This is a genomic window from Flavobacterium sp. GW821-FHT12A05 (genome assembly GCF_058807735.1).
On sequence record NZ_JBXAQY010000002.1, the window covers coordinates 193,220 to 213,859 of the forward strand.

The following is a 20,640-nucleotide window of genomic DNA, read 5'->3' on the forward strand; positions in this document are numbered from 1 at the left end:
TTATAAATTTATTATGTGATTAACATCTTTAGTTCCCAATAAAACTTCATTTTCCAGTTTTTGTTTGGTATCATTAATTAATTTTTGAACTTCATTGAACTTCCTTAATTCAGAATATGTTTCATTTTCTAATATTTCATCTAATTTTTGTTGAATTGCTTTGTCATACGCTGGGTGATTAGTATGTCCATTCAATCCAATATTAGCTTTTTTCTTTTGTATTGGAATAGAATTATCTAATCCATTAAACTCAAATTTCTTCCCATTCTTTTCAGCCCAAAATAATAACTCTTTTAATTTAGGATTTTTTCCTAAAACTTTTACAGGAATAATGTGGTGTATTTCAAAATTAAGATCATCAGCTACATTATATCTTTTTGCATATTCCCACCATTCTTCAAAAGTTTGCCCTTTCACATTTTTATTAAAATATTTTAGTGCATAAGCTTTTGCTTCTTCAGTATTTATTACATCACGTACTGTAGCTCTATAATATTCAATTTTTTCGTATAAATCTTCAGGAGTATCAAGTATAAACTCTTTTCGTTTACCCATATCCACACCTTCTCCAGTACAATTGATACACTCATTTACTGGTGGTTCTACTTTAGTGGCATTACCATTGGGTTCTACTTTATACCAATCTGTACCTTCTGCACGTTTAACTCCATCTTTATAAATAGTAAGACTTCCTTCAGTCGTATAAACTGTTTTACCAGTCGCTTCAGATAATGCTTTAGCACTAGCTAAATCATTACAAGACAATAATACAATCTCTTGCTCTTTTGCTAATTGTTTGCTTAACAATTCTCCTAACTCTTCCGGACTCTTTTCTATACCATCTACTAAAAATTTCCCTCCATCTGTAGCATGCAAATTAATTATGATTTGCTTTTCAGATTTTTTAATTATTTTATTTAAACCTTGGGTGAGATAACTTCTTAATTTAACACTAATTGCAGGTTCTAATTTTATTATTGGAGCAATAACAAATTTTCCAGCTCTAGTTAACCCTGCTTTTACATATGGGCTTGCAAATTTTGCAAATTTACCTATTGCCTGACCAATAACATCTAATTTTTCAATCGTCTGAAAAAATGCAGATGCTCCTTTTATTTCACCAGCACCTATAAAACAGGAAGCTATGACAAAAACTACTTCTCCACTAGTATAATGCACCATACATGGATTAGCAGTAGCTTCATGCCATTCATCTGATATCATTGTTCCAATGCTTTCCCAGCTAAGCTTAGAGATTTTTTCCTTAAATTTTGTTCGAGCGCCATCTTCATTAACAATCAAACTAAAAATACCTCCCGGTATTTTGATTATCATTGAAGCACCAGCAGGCAAAGCTTCAACAACGCCAATAAATCCATTCCATACACCACAAGTAAAAGCAAAATCTGCTCTGCTTGCAGAATATTTTTCGGTATAAATTGGATTACCAATTACAGCGTTAATTTTGTCTTTTGCAATAGATAAGGAAACATATGAATATACTTCAGCTGGAAACGAATTATAGTCAGCTGCATCTGGGTTATAAAAACGATCCGGTACTTTTAGTTTACCTATAAGACCTGCTAAGCCATCCAGCATAGCTGTTAAAGGATTAAAGGCAACGTATTTACCTTCAAATTTTGGTAATACCTCTGCTAAATACTGAAGGTATTTATTCATTTCGGCACTGCCATTTCCTTCAATTTTATCTCCTAAAGTAGTTTTTATTGTTGCTTTTCCATTCGCATCAAAATCTACCCAAAGTGCAATTTCTAACCCTTTTAAACTAGCTAAATAATCGGTTATTTCTTTACGTTTAGCAGGAAGGGTTTTTGTATCTGTCAAAAATATTTTAGTAGCAATACCAGAATCTGCTTTAATGCCTGACAGTTCAGAAAGAATTTTATTTTTTTCTTTGTCTGAAATTATATTTGAATAATCGTAAACATGACTTTTCGCCGCATTAACATTTTCAGGGTCATCTTTATAACCTTTATTTGCATTTTTCCCTAAACCTTCTAAATAATTGGCGTAACTAATATCTTTCCCATCACCAGCTCCATCATAATTACATCCATTGCACGCTACATAGCCCCAAAAAGTAGCTCTATCTTCTTTTTCACGCTTAAAGTTATCTTTAGTAGCATATTTATCTATAAACGCACTTAATACAGCAGGATCTTTACTATCGAGTTTTAGCTTTAGCTCTTCATTGTAAACTGTTCTAAGATATTTATGAGCGGTGATTGATTTATCATTATCAAAAAACAAATAAATTTTAGTCTCATTTATTTTTGGTTTGGTATCTGATAACTTAAAAACATCCGTTTTGTCAGCATCATTCACATAGATTTTGTTTATTGAATCCCACTTATATGTCTTGTTACCACTTTTAAATCCACCTACAAATCCTTTTTCAGCAACTTCAAGATAAGCGACCGTTGTTTCATTACCATTATTTACAAACTTCCAATTTGGCGAAATACCAAGTCCACCTGCCAGCTCCCCACTAGTCTGACTCTGAAACGAATACAACTTAAATGCAGGATCATTAATTTGTTTCCAGTCTTGATGATTTAGTACAGTTCCTGAGCTGTAATCCATTAGGAAATCAGTACTTTTTTCTGATGTTTTGTAAGCCTCAAAAGGATGTTCTAATTTAAAAATACCGTGACCTAACTCGTGTGCAGGTGTTTTATCACTGGCTGAATTAAATACATAACCAAACTGGCCATTCAAACGCATATAACCGTCTTGTCCTGTACTTGAAGCTTTATTTGTTACAAATAGGACATAACTATTTCCGTCCCCTTTATACAGGGCATTTATGGCTTGCTGCTCTGCACTATAAGTTGATGTAAGGGTGTTCTTTTCTGTTTGAATTTTAGTAACGCTGTTTGGGACAACACGCTCGAAACCTTCTAGTGTTTGTTCTTTCTTGAAATTTATTTTAACTCCTACTTTGCTGTAAATTTTCTGCGTTTCAGTACTAATTTCATCAAGCTTATCTCTAGATGCGTCATCAGTAGGAACCAATGCTACATTAACATCTTTTGGAGAAATATGTACCAACATAAATGCCCCAATAACCTGCCATTTCTTGCCTTGTTTTACGGTCGCTAATATTTGTTCTTCGGCATAACTCAGATTTCCTTTTACGGTAAGAACAAATACTTTATCATTTCTGGTAAAGTTTATTTTAGCTCCATTTTGGGTTTTAAAAACAATACTGTCCAATTTTATATTGGAGTCTGTAACCGTAACTGTACCCAGCAATGTATCTGAATCGCCATTTAAAACGGCTTTGTAAGGCAGTGCTTTATTATCAACTTTTTTATAAAGCTTTTGTAAAACCGAAGACGCATTACTTGGCATTACGTCAAAAGCATATTTACTGCCATTTCCAGAAAATGCAATCGAAATTCCTTTGGCTGTAAATGCTGTGGCTTGTCCGCTTTTATCTACACCGTCGGTATTTTCAGGAGTTGGTTTTCCTCCATCGGCAACTGCAACACCTTGATTACTGCCGTTTCCTTCGCTGTCTACGGTATAAACTTTTGGAGGGACAACAACGTTTCCGTCAGCATCTTTAACTCCACTATCTGTAATTACAGTATCTTTTCCTCCCGGAATAATTACCTGCTGGCCGTCTGCACCATTTACAACTATATCACCGTTAGGATTGATAACGATATCTTTGATTATAAATGGAACAGTTTCTTCGATTTGTCCGCCTTGACCTTCTCCGGTAAAATCTTCTACATCGGTAACGTTTTTCCAATCTGGATTATAGCTTGTCTCTACAATTCCGCTTATCAATTGATAATCTGTATTGATGACAATATCCTTAAACTCAACTGCAATTTTAGTATCGGCTAAGTAAGGCACAATGATATATCCTCGTCCTGAATATGGGCTATTTTCTCCTTTAAGTTCTAAAATAGTTACTGGGAAATCACCAGCTTTAAAAGTTTCGCTTTGAATTAAATTAGTAAGCGGTTTTTGATTCTGAATATTAATTTGAGGTACAATACCACAATTATAAGCAGGTACACCATTGGTTTCTGTAGGTGTTGTAAATGTGTTTATTCCGGAATAAGTAAAAGACTGAACTCCATCTTCGACTGGATCACAACTTGAACCTACTCTAAATTGATAGGTAACTCCCGGTTCTAAATTGGTAATTAAACTCTGTTTGTTTAAACTATTTGACGAAAACCATTGTGCGTTACGAACATCTTGTTTTTTGTATTGTACTTGGTAACGTGTGTGTTCCGGTACTCCTTCCCATGTTATTTTTACGCTTTTGGAGCTTTGGGCTTCACTTAACAAAAATGTAGGTGCCGCGCAGGAAGCAGTATATTTAAAGGAATAAATTTCACTATATCCATCATTTTTAAAAACAGCATTCTCTGAAAGTCCTGTAGTTGAAACTGCTCTTACTCTCCACGCATAACGAAGTCCCGGAGTAAGAATTGGCATGCTCAGATTATATAATAATGCGGTACCAAAAAGGGTTTCTTCATATAAAATTGGAGCCATTTGAAATCCAATCTGCGGATCTAGTGTTGGATCAAAAAGCTGTTTTAATTCAAATTTATAAGAAACATTTGTTGCATTAATCTGACGCGGCGTCCAGGTAAATAAAATATTAGGAAATTCCGTCGAAGCAATTTGTTCGTTTTTCTGCGGTGTATTTAATATTGGAGGATCGTTTAATATCAAATACAAACCGGCGCAGCTTTTTTGCGATATCTTTTGATTGGTTGCGAAATCGTACATCTCAAAACAAAAATTATACATTCCTTCTGGCAAAGGATTAGCATATTGTGCCGGAGAAATTCCTTGTAGATTTTCTAACCTGAAAAGTGATGCTATATCAACATTGGTTAACGTTTGCAGTTCGCCTCCATTAATGAATATTGGTCGTTGCTCTTGTGCAAAATCACTACTTTGTATATTAAGCCCATTGCCTTGTATATACAACTTTAAGCGTACTCGCCTTTGCGATATAGTAATATCTGTTGGGTTGATCAGCAGCTGCAATTTAGTATCCATACTAGTTGCATAATCAGATATTTTGACGCTATACGGACTATTAAAAATAGGAGTTAACTGAACTGGATATAGTTGTGCATATCCAGATACATTAAAAAACAGAAATACAACAAATATGTAAATGCTATTGAAAAGGTTCTTCATTTTTTTAATAGATGATAATTTTTTTAACCAATGTTTGCTGTCCTGTCTCTAATACTAAAACATATATTCCGGATGATAATGAGGTATTAAAATCTACTTCATATTTTTTCTTTCCAGATTCTTGTTTCTGAATCATAGTATTTTGTCCGCTAGACGAGAACAGTCTTAGATTTATGGCACTGTTATTTTCTAAATTTACAATTGCTTTAAAATTACCATCACTTGGACTTGGGGTTACAATAAAGTCTACAATAAATTGCGATGCTGTTCCTGTGTTAGGTAAAGTACTTCGCTGTTCAACCGTAATATTTTTGGTATATACTGCATAACATTCTCCTTGTGTTTGCTGCAAACCAATTGAATAAACACCTACCGCATCAAATTTTAGTGTTATAAATTTTTCTTTCTGCTCTACGATTTTTACTCCATTAGGAATAACCCAATCCGTGCTTTCTCCAAAAGGATTACTTGTATTAACCAAAATTACTTCTTCGTCTAAATAGGCTTGTGAACTCAATAAAAACTCTGAGCTTATTGCTGCCTGACTTGTCTTAATTACAATTTCATCTTCGCCTATACAGCCTAAAGCCGAAGTCACTTTTACATGATAAGTTCCTGCTTTTGATACGTTGATTTTTGCTTCATTTGAGGTAAATCCGTTTGTAGATGTCCAGCTGTATTGCGCTTTCGGATCTGCTATTGAAGCGTTTAAATCTACACTTTGTTCACTGCATAAAGTCCTGTCTGAACCAACATTAACAATAACTGGCTCAGGATCTTTTAAAACAAATTTTTTCTTGTAAACACAACAATCAGGACATGTTATAGCTACTTCATAATTACCTGCTGTAAGATTGTTTAAATCTTTGGTAACCGCTCCTGTATTCCATAAATAAGAGTAAGGCAAGTTACCTCCAGTAACATTCAGTTCTATAGAACCATCATTACCTTTATAACAAATAGGATCTTTGACTGTTTCTGTAGTAAATATTCCGTTAGGATCTCCCACAAAAATACTTCCCTGAACCACGCATCCTTTATCATCCTTTACCATTACAAAATAATTGTTTGTAGTAATGTTTTCTATTTTTGAAGTTGTGGCTCCATTTGTCCATTCGTAAGTATAAGGCGGAGTTCCTCCTGTTACATGTGCTTCTGCCCAGCCGTCATCGCCAGTTGTACAACCAACGTCAAACTTGGTAAAACTTAAATTCAGTTTATCTGGCTGCGCAATATATTTCTCTACATCTTTTTCTTGAACTAAAACGTTATTAATGTAAGTTCCCAGTTTTATTCCGTTAGCATCTTCAACATTCAATGCATACGTTCCTTCAGAAAGATATTCTGCTGTTTCACCTGTATTGTTCCAAAGCGTCCACGAGCCGTCTTTTTGTTTTTTCTTCCATGTATAGTAATATGGCAGCCCATTATTTTTACTTGCCGGCAGTTGGATTCCGCCTTTTACATGAGCTTTTAAAATTCCATCTTGTGATTCATCTCTTTGATTATCTAGAGGTTTCGAATCCGTTTCATTTCCAAATTCATTATTCACATTACAAGAAATAGTACGAATTACTTCAAAAGTAACTTCAAGCGGATCTGGATCGTCTAAGGCTGTAACAGAATTTGCTACCGTACAGCTTGCTTTATTTGTGGCAGCATTATAATTAGCATCACGAACAGTTAGTGTGTACGTTTCTTCACCAAGTCCGTTTAAGGAAATAGTATAAATATCATTCGCAAAACTAGTTGTTGTAGTAGTTTGTACTATCCCTTTACTATTTTTCCATTCAAACCAATACGTATTGTCGGCTGCTATAGTTCCTCCTTTAACTTCTACTACAATTTTTCCGTTTGTAGCTTTGTAAAAACTCGGATTAACAACTTCTTTATAGGCTATCGTTAATGGCGCTTTAGGCTCTTTAATTTCAATGCTTTCAAATGTTGTACACTTTTTCCAATCTGTAATTAAAACTGAATATATTCCTGCTTTTAAAACCGTATTTTCGTCGATTTCTATACCATTAGACCATTTGTATTCATAAGGAGGGGTTCCTCCCACTACATTTGCTTTGGCCCATCCATCATTTCCTTGGTTACAGAAAACATCACCTTTGGTAATGCTTACCGATAATTTTGGAGGCTGCTGCATTAATTGTGTAACATCTATTTCTTGTACAAGTAAATTGTTTACATAAGTTCCTAAAACAATTCCATTTCTGTCTTTTACATTCAGCGCATAATTTCCGTGAGAGAGATTTGATGCTGTTTCGCCTTTAATATTTGGTAAAGCAAGCCACGAGCCATCAGCCTGCTGTTTTTTCCAATAAAAATAGTATGGCAATCCATCATTTTTATCTAATGCGAGCGGCGTTCCTCCTGTTACGTGCGCTTTCAAAATTCCATCCTGAGATTCATCACGTTGTCCGTCATTTGGAGTTGTGTCTTTATCATCACCAAACTCATTATTTACATTACATGAAATAGTTTGAACGATTTCAAAAACTACTTTTAAAGGGTCGGGTTCTGTTAATTTAACTTCAGACTCTAATACGGAACAGTTAACAATTTGATTCGCTGCTTCATTATAATTTTCATCTTTAATTGTTAAATAGTAAGTATCGGCAGGAACACCATTAAGGGTAATTGTAAAAACCCCATTAACTATTTGAGCCGTTGCGGCCTGAACATTACCTTCTTTATTTTTCCATTCATAATGATAAGAACCTGTAACTTTATTAGGTGTTCCTCCTGTTATTTTGGCAACAATTCTACCATTTGTAGCTCCTGAAAAAGTAGGTGTAAAAATTTCTTCATAGACAATTTTCACAGCGTCTAAAGGCTCCGTTATCTCAACTTCTGCTGTAGTATAACATCCATTTTTATCCGTAACTTCAACAGTATATGTTCCGGCAGTTAAATTTGATGCCTTATTTTCGGCAACAGTTCCTCCGCCCGTATTAAACCATTTATATTTATAAGACCCAGCTCCTCCAATCACAGCTGCGGTTGCCCATCCGTTATTTCCTCCATGACAAGAAACATTTCCAAGACTAAAAGAAACTTCTACTTTATTTGGCTCTAAAATATCCTGCACGGCCGGAACGGCAGTTACTAACTCTATTTCATTGTAAGTTCCTTGTACTATTCCGTTAGCATCTACAACGTTTAAAGAGTACTTCCCTTCTGAAAGACCAGTCGCAGTATTTGTTTTATAATCTTCTAATAAATCCCATTTTCCTTGTGCAGTATTATACTTTGACCAGATAAATTTATATGGCTGTCCGCCATTATCAGTTCCCGTGTATACCATACCACCTTTTACAGTTGCTTTTAAAATTCCATCTGCTGCTTTATCTCCATTTCCAACCGGATTTAAGCTTTCTGAATTACAGGAAATAGGCTGTTGTATTTCTAAAACAATTTCAATTTTAGCCGGCTCTATTAAAACTTGTTTTGATTCAAAAATTGTACAACCTGTTTTGACTGCTGCTGCATTATAATTTTTATCTCGTACTGTTAATTTGTATTCTCCAGCAGGAGCACCCGTTAATGTTATGGTGTATGTTTTATTAACGGCGTCATACTGAGTTGTAGTAGGATATTGTGTTCCATCACTATGTTTCCATTCATACCAATATTTATTTCCATCTATTGTGCCGCCTTTTACAATGGCTTTTAACTTTCCGTTTTTTGCATTAAAAAAAGTTGGGTGCACTGGTTCTTCAAAATCTACTATTAATGGATCTGGCTGTTTAATTTCTATCTCCTTAATTATTTCTTCTCCTAATACGATCTTTCCATTTAATAATGATTGCTCTCTGGCAACACATCCATTCATATCCCTGACTCTTATTTTATAAATTCCAGGTTTTACCTCTTTAAGAATATAAGCCTCATTATTTGGAAATGGTGTCCAAGGTCCTTTATTTATTGAATAAGAATCATTGCCTGCAACATTACGGGTACCTCCAGTAGGGCTTATTGTTATGGTACCATCTCCAGCTCCATTACACACAACATCTGTTTTGTCTAATGTAAAATTTACTGGTGGAGGGGGTATAATGCTAAAAGTTGTCAAATCAAAAACATCTTCATTAATAGCAGTATTTAATCCATCTTTAAATCCTATTAATTGTAAGGTATATTTCCCTCCACGCAAATTATTTAATGTAACAGTTTTATCTGTGCCAATTGCTAATTCACCATTGTAATTTGCTGGAGTTCCGGTGTCAGCATCAATCAAAGTATAATTTAGTTTTTCACCGGCAAATAAGCCTCTGCTAAAAACAAGTTTTACAGCACCATTATTTTCATCTGTACATTTAGGCTGAAATGGTTCAAATGACACAACTTTTGGGGCAGATGCACGTATTGAATATTGTATTAGTGTACTAATCCCCGGTGTTTCTATACAAGGTTTTATTCTAAAATATATATTCTTACCAATATTTAAACCGGTATTTGCCCCAAGGATATCTACTGCATCGACAGTAAGACTTGGCGAAGTATTATATTGCGGCAAATCTATCCATTGCGTTGCAGTTGCATTTGGTATTAAGGTGTACTGCCATCTGTAATAATATGAATCATAACCAGGTGTGGCGGTCATCGTTTTTTTGGAATGTGTAGGCAGAATGTCGTCGCCAGTTCGGGTAATATAAAATTTAGGTTCAATTTTATAGTTAAAAGTTATATTAGACATTCTTGGAGAATAACTTCCGCTAAAACTTCCACTAGGGCAAAACATATCAACATTTCTTGATATTGTACCGTCTGCATCTGATCCTGTTCTAAAATTTACAAAGGCATAACAATCTATAGCTATCGGCTTAGAATTTCTAACAATAGAAGCTACATCCAGATTAACTTCTTTGTCTCCATTATTACGAATATCTCTATAATAAAGATCTGCCTTTGTCCCATCTTTAAAACGGACTGTAATTCTAATATTAGAACTTGTGTTATTTTTAACCCCTCTATTAATTGAATAACTAAGGTTAGAAATTTTTATTACATACTGTGTTCCTTGAGCAAATCCAAATCCGCAGATCAATAAAATGACTAATAGGTAAAATTTCTTCATAGGCTTAATATATAACTGTTAAAGTCTCTGCTTTTGCCGGACTATCACTTTCCAGATTTGGAATTAAATGATATTCGTATTCCTGATTAATTTTTAAATTTTTATCTTCTAAAGTAAAAATATCGCCATTCAACTCTTTCCATAAAGTCGGCGGGGTTCCTTTTGCATTTTTATAAATACTCAGCCCAATAACTTTACTTTTATTTTTTGCATAATCCCAAGAGAGTACTATTTTTTTATTTTCTCTGTCGGCTGTTCCCTGCAGGAATGTAATTATTTTTACGGGCGTAAAATTTAATACGCTAACTGTTACCGTAGAATGATCTAACGATGACCAAAGATTGCTTTTATCTTTAGCCAAAATAGCATATTGATACGTTTTTCTATTCTCTACCCTGTCATCTGTGAATTCCTGAATAGTATCGTTTATTTGTTTAATTTCCTGCCATTTTTCCTGACCTTTTTCTCTCCTTCTTAAACTATAACTTACTACATCTTCACTATAGCTTCGTATCCATTTTAAATGCACTTTTCCGTCTTTATTCTCGTAATCTTTAAAAATTGGTGCTGCCGGCGGAATTTTATCAGGCTTGTCAAGGATAAGGATATCAGATGGATCAGAGATATTAAAACGCATATCTTCGGCCGCAATTCTATAGTACACTTTACTATTGGTCATTTTTAAACTCACGCTGTCTTTGTACTCAGTTCCTACGTATGATTGGTGATAAATATCTACAAATTCTTCTCCTGTGTTATTTGCTTTTAAAATTCGATATCCTCTTAAATCTTTTTCCTGATTTGGTTTCCATTTCAGCCTAACCGTTCCCAAACTATCAATTACTCCTTCTAATCCAATTGGTTTAGCAGGCGGTATAGAATCAACTGGCTGTACCAGCATACTCTGAGATGTTAATCTCTGATTATTTTTGCCAACAACAGAAATTGTAAAATAATTTGAAGGAAATAAATTGTCCTTAAAGTTGAGTTTTCTTTCTGATGGCGGGATAATTTTAGAAACCACTTTATAAGGTCCTTTATCATTATTGGCCAGATTAATTTCATATCCTTGAATAAAACCCTCTGACTCTTTTGGATAATCCCATTCTAAATTAACTTCATTTGAATTTATGATGTTGTAGTCTACAAGTCTGGCTGGAGTAACGATTGCCTCAACACCTGTTACCGTAATGGGTTTCGTAAATTCTCCTTTTTCTCCAAATGAAGTTATTCCGTACAATCTGTAATGATAGATTTTGTTATTTACACTAAGTGTATCAACATAATACATATTTTTAGATGGATGATCCTCTTTATCATTTAGATTAACTAAAGGTGTTGCTGCTATAGGACTAAAATTTATACCATCAGAAGATTTCTCAACCATAAACGAAGTATAAATTCTTTTAAAAGTTTCATAATCCCATGAAAGCAGTACTTTTTTATCATCAGGAACTGCAATAAAATCTGTTGGAGCCGGTAGTTCACTATAATCCTTTAAGCCAATCATATAAGAAGACTCTTTAACCTGCGGACTTTCAAAAACACTTACCTGATAAGCATATACCTCATTTTTCTTTACGTTTGTATCTACAAATCCCCAGCCTGCTTTTACTGCGCCTGTAAAACTCATATCCGCGGCATATAGAGCAAAAGTGTATCGTTGATCCAATTCGTCTGCCATGTTTACTATTTTTGCCAAATCGCCTTCTTTAGCAGACGATATTTCAAAACTTTCGCCATAAATAGATTGTGCAATAATAGCAACGTTATTGTCCTTTTGTACCAAATCCATCCAGGAATCCAGCGGTTCAGGAGTTAATGGTTTTGGAGTTAGAAGTGTTTTTTCAGGTTTAGACAACACATTCCCGTCTCGTAGAACTGTTGTTCTGGTAACAACAAATCCTTTTTTGTTGGCTTTCTGCCATTCGGCCGGAGAATTAACAGCCCATCGAATTAAAATTTTATCTTTTTGTGCTCTGGCATTCACCATAACAGCAGCACGTTTATTTTGTGAATATGAAATTGAGATAAATAATAAAAAGAAAAAAAGGAGCTTATTTGGGGACATTTAAGATGTAATTATTTCCATGTTAAAAAAAACAAAAATAATATTTTAAATAAATTTGTGGGAATTATTTACATAATAAAAATAAATTCACGGAGTTATAAGCCTTTAAAGATGTTGTTATTATGTTAAGTAAGTAAAATCCTATTCTGAATTGAATTTTATAATTAAAATATAATCCAATTATAAGCAAAAAAGCTGTTCAATTTTTGAACAGCTTTTATACTATTTTTTAATTTAAATTCATCTGTTTTTCTATTTCTTCTGCAATGATTTTAGATGTCCAAGGTGACCAATGAGTATCATCATAAAAATAGAGGTCTTTTTTGCGATTAAGATTCGATGAGATTACACTTTTGCTATCGATGTAAATATATTCCTTATGCATTTCTTTTAGGTGATCAAAAAATAATGGTTTCGGAAATAAAGTTTTGTCCAATATAAAATCATAATAAACATCATATTTATCTGGAGCTGGCAATACAATTAATTTTATCCCCTTTTTCTTCAACAAATTACTTATATCATTTAAAATTTTGTTTAATTCTTCAACATTCTCTTTCGTATTATTATTTTCGATTGCAGCTAAATCATTTTTCAAAAACAATAATTCTTTATTATCTACCGAAAAAAAGTTCTGAGACATTTCAGTTTTGTAAACCATCTGATCAAATAGAAATGTCTTTTCAGAATAATACTTGTAGGTAAAATATGGAAACTTAAAAATACTGTTCGACGGAAATTTAAATCTATTAAATTCTACTTTGTCTTTTACTTTATCTAAATCAATTAAATCATAAAGCTTATCGCAAGTAATTACTTTATTGGCATCAAACTTTTTACTATTACTTATAAAATTGCGTTCTACATTTTGAAGAATTACATATTCAAAATTATATTGCTCAAAGAAATCACCTTTTAGCAAACTATACAAAGTTTGTATTTGATTATCAGATAGAAATCTATCAATGTGCAGTGTTTTTTTACCTTTGGCCAAATAATTTTTATACCCAAAAGAATCTTGTTCGGAAAACGAGTCCCCTATAGTCAAAACTTCAAATTTTGTAGTCTTTGGTTTCTCTGAAATTTGAGTATAATAAATTTTATTTTCAAACTCTTTAGAAAACATATCTCTATAATTAGGATATAAATCAATTATATACCCTAATCTTAATAAATCTCCTCCTTCTGGCTTATTATAAAATGTAAATGTGAATAAATTGAGAATAATAATTGGCAATAAAAACCATAAAACGGATAACATAAATTTCTTCATCATAAACACCTTAAAATTGAAAGTAGATAAACTGCTGCTCATTATCACCAAACCAGAAGATTGCAATAACAATTAAATAATACAAACCCCATCTAACTGCTCTAGGCAATTTTACACCCAATCTGGCAATAGCATATTGTTCTTCCCTCCCTAACCATTCTATCAACATGAAAACGATTAATATTATCATTAAGGGCTTAACAACATCGTCCTTGTGAAAATTAGGATGAACAAACAAGCTTTTGGAAAATATTTTTGAGATTATTCCCCACGCGTGCGTTAAGTTTTCTGCCCTAAAGAAAATCCATGCAAAAACAGTTAAACTAAAAGTGAGAAACATAGACAACAGCTCTTTTACTGTTGGAAAATATTTTCCTTGAGCTACAATGTCAAGATTAGTTCTATTGGTATTAAAAATTATAGAAGGCATTATATACAAAGCATTTAAAAAGCCCCAAATAATAAAAGTCCAATTTGCTCCATGCCAAAAGCCGCTAACAAGAAATATTATAAAAGTATTTCTAACTTTCATCCAGTTTCCTCCTTTACTCCCTCCTAATGGTATGTACAAATAATCTCTAAACCAGGTTGATAAAGATATGTGCCAGCGCCTCCAGAATTCAGCTATATCTCTTGAAAAATATGGAAATGCAAAATTCCTCAGTAAGTCGATTCCAAAAAGTCTTGCTGTACCTATTGCAATATCAGAATAACCTGAAAAGTCACCATAAATTTGAAATGTAAAAAAGATTGCACCTAATAAAAGTGTAATTCCTGAATAATCTGTCGAACCATTAAAGATTATATTAGCATATTCTGCACATTGGTCTGCAATTACAACTTTTTTAAATAATCCCCACAAAATTTGTTTTAATCCATCGACCGCTTTTAAATAATCGAAATTCCTTTCTTTTTTTATTTGAGGCAAAAGATGAGTAGCTCTTTCAATTGGCCCCGCTACTAATAGAGGAAAAAAGCTCACAAAAACAGAGTAATCTACAAAATTCTTCTCTGCTTTTATTCTGCCTTTATAAATATCAATTACATAAGACAATCCATGAAAAGTATAAAAAGATATTCCTACTGGTAAAATTACTTTTAAAGTCCAAGGACTTATAGTAAGTCCAAAGTTTGAAACTGCATCAGCAAAAGAAGCCGCAAAAAAATTATAATATTTAAAAACGCCAAGAAAACCAAGGTTTACAGATATACTAAACCAAAACCAAAACTTTTTAATATTTTGATTTTTAGTATCTGACATTTTAATTCCAGTGTAATAATCTAATAAAGTAGAAAAAACAAGTAAAAATAAAAACCGCCAATCCCAACAAGCATAAAAAAAATAACTTGCAATTAAAAGTAAAATATTCTGGAGTTTCAAAGATTTTTTTGCAACAAACCAATATAATAAAAATACTACAGGTAAAAATATTGCAAAACTTAAAGAATTAAAGAGCATATTTGGGGTTTTATACTAAGACCTAATCAAGATCTATTTAATGGATTAAATTATTTTTTACGCGCCAAATATAGTTTTATCTAGATTACTTTTATAACTTTTTTTTAAAGTATTAAAATCTTATTCAGAATAAGTTTTATAATTAAAATATAATCCAATTATAACCAAAAAGGCTGCTCAAAAATTGAACAGCCTTTATACTATTTTTTAAAAAACTTATGCTCTAAACAAAGCAAATTTATTGTAATTGTATAAAACCTTATCGTAAGGAACATAAAGAGAAGTTATTTTCTCTGACGATTCGTCAAATTTAATCCCGTTATGTTTTCTAAATAAGTAAATCTCTTTTAAACAATTTGAAAGACTTTGATGAATTTCACTTGTAAAAGTAGGCACTTTTTTATCTCCAACTAATAAATCGATTTGGTAGTTAGAACTGCTTTTTGAAAGGTTGTTTCCAATAATTCTTAATGTAAATGTAGCGGCCTTTCCGTATTGTTCACCTTGATATTGTAATGTCATAATTTTAGAGTAAAAAGGTTAATATTTTTTCTTCTGATCTTTAATTTGAATTTAAACTTAAAGTTATAAAAAAATTGACTCCTTTAAAAACTAAAGCCAAATTTATTCGGCCAAAGTTAAATATTATTTCAATGTTTATATATTATTACAAATAAAAAAAGCCGTAACGAATTACGGCTTTTTTACAATTAACCTAATTCTGTTATATACAGCAAAAACAGATTTCAGCTGTCATGAAATATTGTTATCGTTAAATACTTCCGGATTAAAACACACCAAAAAACCAACTATAAATCAATACATTAACAAATAAAAGTTAACTTTATAAAAAACAAATCATATTCCTGTGAGAACAATTGAACATTTTTATGGTGCAGATCTGAATTGGATCGATCATTATGCACAACAGTTGGGCGGACAAGTAGAGGATCACTTTATCAAAATTCCCGAAGAAGTAGAAGGCGGAACCAGGTATTTTTTAGACTGTGGAGACGGAATTGTAACTTACTTTGTAAATGTGCAATACAATGAAGATGTACGCATTATTCAAAAAAATCCTAATAGTGATTTTATCGCATTATATTATAATCTCACAGACGGGGATGCCAAAATTGATATTAATAAGCGTACCTATGATGTAACCAGATGGCAATATAATATGTGTCTTTTTGATAGTTCATTAGAGTCTGATTTTCATATTCATGCAGGTACTAAAATATTTGCACTTTGTATATTTATAAAAAAAAGCCTCATAAAGGAGTTTTTAGCAAAGCACAAAATCATATTTGATAATATTGATAAAATAATTGATCCTAATGAAAACACTGTGATACGTTTTGGCAGAATGAGTAATGACAGTTTTCATATTCTAGATACTTTAAGAAAAAAAGAAGCCGGAGGTTCTATTTACGATCTTTACTTAAGCGGAACTATGCATATGCTGCTTGCCAATTTTTTAAGAAAAATAGCCGAGAAACCTATTATTATACAAACTGTTGATAAAACAGATCTTACGGCTATTATTGCTACACAAATGTACTTAGTAGAAAATGTTCATAATCATTTTCCGAGCATAAAGGTGCTGGCAGAAAAGGCTTATATGTCTGAATCTAAGTTTAAAACTCTTTTTAATAAAATTACTGGCGATACTCCAAATGTTTTTTTTATGGAAAATAAATTGCTTCTTGCCAAAGAAATGCTTGAAACAAAACAATTTTCAATTTCTCAAGTTTCTGATCAGCTTAATTTTACTAATCACTCTTATTTTGCATCCAAATTCAAAGAACATTTTGGCATCTCTCCAAAAACATTTGTACATGAATTATAGTTTTTAATAATTCAACACCAAAAATAAAAAAAGCCGTAACGAATTACGGCTTTTTTACAATTAACTAAATATATTTAATCAACTTGTTTCAACGAGTAAAATTCATTCATAAGCACGATTAATTTACGGTAATATTTTCTATTTTTCTTTCTTCATTTACATCTAACAAAAACGGATTTCCGTTATCATCAAACATTGTCATATTTAAAGAATCTAACAAAGTCAGGTTTCTTGATACTGAACCTTTGAACTTATTATAGGAAAGATTCAACTCAGACAAATTATTTAATTTTTCCAGTTCTTTTGGGATCTCTCCTTCAAAACTATTATCGAACAAACTCAGGTTTTGCAAATATTTTAAGTTCCCAATTTCAGAACTAAAACTGCCCGAAAATTTGTTGCTGTTTAAAAGGAGTACTTTTAAATTCGAAATTTTATAAAGCGAATTGGGTAGTGTGCCTTCAATTTCATTATCAGACAAACACAAAATTTGTAACTGATTCAACTTTCCTATTTCGGCTGATAATTCCCCTTTCAGATTATTTTTATGCAAGTCTACAGCAACCAAATTTATGAGGTCAAAAAATTCTAAAGGCAGTTCGCCTTGCAAATTATTATCGGCCAAATTTAGGGCTGTTACTTTTCCATTTTCGGCATGAACACCATGCCAAGTTGAAACCGACAACGATAAATCCCATTTTATTTTCCACTGCGAACCATTCGTCGCGTGGTATAGTTTTATCAGCACGTCTTTCTCTTTATCCGAAACAGTATCTGCAAAAGTATTTAGAGAAAAAACAAATGCTAAAAAAAGTGTGGCTAAGCTTTTCATAACAGACTTGGGGGTTATGTTTTTCTTGAGATCAAAATTAAATAATTACTAGATATAAAGCATCGAATGTCGATAAAGTGTTGATAAATAAAAATATCGTACGATTTTTCTGGTTTTTAAATTATATCCTGTATTATTATTTTTTGATTAATTTTGAAGTAACTAATTATAAAAACCTAATATTATGGAATTTAACTTTTATGCATTACTAGTTTCTGCGATTGTAACTCTTGTCGTAGGCTTTATCTGGTATCACCCAAAAGTATTTGGAACGATCTGGATGAGAGAAAGTAATCTTACACAGGAGGAACTTCAAAAAGGAAGTATGCTCAAAATTTTCGGGCTTACTTACATTTTCTCGCTTATGATTACGATGGTATTAATGGCACTGACAATTCATCAATCCGGAGCAGTTGGTATGGTTGGCGGTCCGCCTTTAATTGCCAGCGCAAAACCTTCTTTTGCTGCTTTTATGGCCGATTACGGAACAGCTTATCGCACTTTTAAACACGGGGCGCTGCATGGTTTTATATCAGGATTGTTTTTTGCTCTGCCAATAGTAGGAATTAATGGTTTATTCGAAAGAAAATCATGGAGATACATTTTAATACATGCAGGATACTGGATCGTAACACTGACTTTAATGGGCGGTATTATCTGCGGATATGCATAAATTAAACATACAGAACCCGTTTGAAACCAAAACTCAAACGGGTTTTTCTTAATAATAACTTAAAGAAAGTAAGTTATTATAAATATTATCTAATTTTGAAGAAATTAGCTCACACTTTTGAATACAACTTATTCTTTTAAACTCTACAACAGCGCATCATTACTGCCTTCAGAATGGAATTTGCTGGCCATAGATAACATTTTTTTGACGCGTGAATACCTTGAAGTTCTGGAAAATTCTTGTCCGGTAAACATGGTCTGCCATTTTATTGGTATTTTTAAAGAAGAAAAACTAATAGGAATTGTTTTAACCCAATTTTTATTTGCCGAAAAACTGGAATCTTTTGGAGAACGTGACCAATGCTTAAAAACTTCGGTTCGTAATTTTGCTCTCAAGAATTTTGCTTCGCATGTATTATTCGTTGGAAATAACATGCTTACAGGTCAAAATGCCTTTGCTTTTGATAAAAATGTAAAAGAATCAAAGGCAATCAAAACACTTCACAAAGCTATTAATCAGCTAAAAAAAGATTTAAAAGAAAGCGGAAAAAAAGTTCACATAACCAGTATAAAAGATTTTACGGCAAAGGAAATTGAGCCGCTGCAAGCTGAATTTAAAAATAACTATACTTTTTCGACGCAGCCCAATATGATTTTTGAAATCAATGAAAATTGGAAATCAGAACAGGATTATATCGATGCCCTTTCAAAAAAATATAGAGATCAATACAAGCGAGCACGCAAAAAAGCCGAAGGAATTCAAAAACAGCAAATGTCTTTGTCTGACATTCGAAAATATGAAGATGTTATTTACGATTTGTATTTTCATGTAGCCAAAAATGCGCCTTTCAATACCTTCTTTTTGGCACGCAATCATTTTAGCTTTTTTAAAGAAATCATGAAAGAAGATTTCTTATTGTATGGTTATTTTTTAGATGAAAAACTCGTTGGTTTTAATACTTTGATAAAAAATGGCGATGTAATGGACACTTATTTTTTAGGATATGACGAAAGCATTCAGCGCGAAAAAATGCTGTATTTAAATATGTTATACGACATGATTGGATATTCTATCAAAAAAGGATTCAAAGAAATTGTTTTTGCCAGAACGGCACTTGAAATAAAAAGTTCCGTTGGAGCAAAACCGGTAAAAATGTACGGTTTAATTACGCACAGCAATGCGCTGATCAATCATAATATTGCCAGATTTTTTAATTATCTCGAACCTAAAACGGAATGGCAGGAACGTAATCCGTTTAAATAGGAATTAAGGAATCGCCAATTTCATCTGTTTATGCAGAATATGAATTTCCAGCGAACTTTGCGCACCGCAATATTCACCATCAATCTGAAAATGAACTGGATAATCGGTTTTTATTTCTGCTTTATCTGTCGAAATAATCACAATATCTTCAGAATCAATTGGCATGTTTCCGGTGATAATTTTTCCAATTAAAAGCAGATCCAAACTTTTTAAAATTACCAATTCGAATTTGCCATCATTCATCGCACCATTCGGATTAATAATTACGCCTGTTCCGTATTTCTGAGAATTAGCAATTACAATCATACGTGCCACGTGTTCAACCGTTTTATTGTTTGCCGAAATAGTCGCTACAAAAGGTTCTTCGGATTCTGTTAATGTCGTAAAGGCCTGCAGCGCATAACCCCAAAAACCCCTAACATCACTTTCCTCATAATTTTTAACCAGATTAGCATTTAAACCAATATCGCTTAAATGGATGCTTTTCTTGCCGTTAATACAAATCATATCCATTTCGATATAATGATGTAAAAAGGCAATTTTTAGGTTCTCTTCGATTCCGGCAGGCAAATTCAAATCGACCGAAAGTCCGTTTGCCGAACCTGCTGGCAGAATCCCTATAATAACATCGTGTTCTTCCATCGCCTCGGCAACCATTTTAATAGTTCCGTCACCTCCGGCCACCACAATCCGTTCCGGCTGATATTGATCGTACAGGGCTTGTATTTTTCTAATATCATTTTTTCCGGTAGTTTCATAAACTTCCAGATCAAAATGATTTGTCGTTGCAAATTCTTGTACAGCCTCGATTAAATCTGATTTATCAAGGTCTCCCGAAATAGGATTTACAACAAATATGATATTCTTTTTCAAATTTTTATTTTTAAAACCAATTAAAATAATTAATTTACAGTCTACTATAAATATACGCA

Annotated in this window: 11 protein-coding genes; 3 read left to right on the plus strand and 8 right to left on the minus strand. The window is 32.7% G+C overall.

Going from position 1 to position 20,640, the window contains the following annotated elements:
- From AC1RRQ_RS04195 to AC1RRQ_RS04220, 6 genes are all read right to left on the minus strand, one after another.
- Positions 1-5,202: an AHH domain-containing protein gene (locus tag AC1RRQ_RS04195; RefSeq protein WP_493021714.1), complete on the minus strand. Its 5,202-nt coding sequence runs from the start codon at positions 5,200-5,202 to the stop codon at positions 1-3.
- Positions 5,203-5,206: 4 nt separating this feature from the next.
- Positions 5,207-10,288, minus strand: a complete 5,082-nt coding sequence (locus AC1RRQ_RS04200; protein WP_493021716.1) for a T9SS type A sorting domain-containing protein — start codon at positions 10,286-10,288, stop codon at positions 5,207-5,209.
- A 4-nt stretch (positions 10,289-10,292) separates the two neighbouring features.
- Entirely contained in the window at positions 10,293-12,281 is a 1,989-nt protein-coding gene (locus tag AC1RRQ_RS04205; protein ID WP_493021719.1) for a fibronectin type III domain-containing protein, read from the minus strand.
- Between the two features lie 307 nt (positions 12,282-12,588).
- Positions 12,589-13,635, minus strand: coding sequence for an alginate O-acetyltransferase AlgX-related protein (locus AC1RRQ_RS04210; RefSeq protein WP_493021721.1), 1,047 nt, complete (start codon positions 13,633-13,635; stop codon positions 12,589-12,591).
- 7 nt (positions 13,636-13,642) lie between these two features.
- On the minus strand, positions 13,643-15,091 hold the full coding sequence (locus AC1RRQ_RS04215; protein ID WP_493021723.1) for an MBOAT family O-acyltransferase: 1,449 nt from the start codon (positions 15,089-15,091) through the stop codon (positions 13,643-13,645).
- Between the two features lie 216 nt (positions 15,092-15,307).
- Entirely contained in the window at positions 15,308-15,613 is a 306-nt protein-coding gene (locus AC1RRQ_RS04220; protein WP_493021725.1) for a hypothetical protein, read from the minus strand.
- Between the two features lie 346 nt (positions 15,614-15,959).
- Between AC1RRQ_RS04220 and AC1RRQ_RS04225 the strand changes: the two genes are divergently transcribed.
- Positions 15,960-16,940, plus strand: coding sequence for a helix-turn-helix transcriptional regulator (locus AC1RRQ_RS04225; RefSeq protein WP_493021727.1), 981 nt, complete (start codon positions 15,960-15,962; stop codon positions 16,938-16,940).
- Between the two features lie 118 nt (positions 16,941-17,058).
- Here AC1RRQ_RS04225 and AC1RRQ_RS04230 read toward each other — a convergent pair whose 3' ends face one another.
- The gene (locus AC1RRQ_RS04230) at positions 17,059-17,772 is read right to left on the minus strand and encodes a leucine-rich repeat domain-containing protein (protein ID WP_493021729.1); all 714 of its coding nucleotides are present in this window, start codon (positions 17,770-17,772) and stop codon (positions 17,059-17,061) included.
- Positions 17,773-17,956: 184 nt separating this feature from the next.
- Here AC1RRQ_RS04230 and AC1RRQ_RS04235 point away from each other — a divergent pair, with 184 nt between their 5' ends.
- Complete coding sequence (locus AC1RRQ_RS04235) at positions 17,957-18,445, plus strand: DUF1761 domain-containing protein (RefSeq protein WP_493021730.1); 489 nt, start codon at positions 17,957-17,959, stop codon at positions 18,443-18,445.
- A 117-nt stretch (positions 18,446-18,562) separates the two neighbouring features.
- Positions 18,563-19,708 (plus strand): GNAT family N-acetyltransferase, encoded by a 1,146-nt coding sequence (locus tag AC1RRQ_RS04240; RefSeq protein ID WP_493021732.1) that lies wholly within the window; start codon positions 18,563-18,565, stop codon positions 19,706-19,708.
- 3 nt (positions 19,709-19,711) lie between these two features.
- Here AC1RRQ_RS04240 and AC1RRQ_RS04245 read toward each other — a convergent pair whose 3' ends face one another.
- Positions 19,712-20,581, minus strand: a complete 870-nt coding sequence (locus AC1RRQ_RS04245) for a diacylglycerol/lipid kinase family protein (protein ID WP_493021734.1) — start codon at positions 20,579-20,581, stop codon at positions 19,712-19,714.
- Positions 20,582-20,640: the final 59 nt, after the last annotated feature.

What these genes read in the sequence shown, in the direction of transcription:
- AC1RRQ_RS04195 (WP_493021714.1), bottom strand. Translation starts at nt 5,202, where the DNA reads ATGAAGAACCTTTTCAATAGCATTTACATATTTGTTGTATTTCTGTTT.
- AC1RRQ_RS04200 (WP_493021716.1), bottom strand. Translation starts at nt 10,288, where the DNA reads ATGAAGAAATTTTACCTATTAGTCATTTTATTGATCTGCGGATTTGGA.
- AC1RRQ_RS04205 (WP_493021719.1), bottom strand. Translation starts at nt 12,281, where the DNA reads ATGGTGAATGCCAGAGCACAAAAAGATAAAATTTTAATTCGATGGGCT.
- AC1RRQ_RS04210 (WP_493021721.1), bottom strand. Translation starts at nt 13,635, where the DNA reads ATGATGAAGAAATTTATGTTATCCGTTTTATGGTTTTTATTGCCAATT.
- AC1RRQ_RS04215 (WP_493021723.1), bottom strand. Translation starts at nt 15,091, where the DNA reads ATGCTCTTTAATTCTTTAAGTTTTGCAATATTTTTACCTGTAGTATTT.
- AC1RRQ_RS04220 (WP_493021725.1), bottom strand. Translation starts at nt 15,613, where the DNA reads ATGACATTACAATATCAAGGTGAACAATACGGAAAGGCCGCTACATTT.
- AC1RRQ_RS04230 (WP_493021729.1), bottom strand. Translation starts at nt 17,772, where the DNA reads ATGAAAAGCTTAGCCACACTTTTTTTAGCATTTGTTTTTTCTCTAAAT.
- AC1RRQ_RS04235 (WP_493021730.1), top strand. Translation starts at nt 17,957, where the DNA reads ATGGAATTTAACTTTTATGCATTACTAGTTTCTGCGATTGTAACTCTT.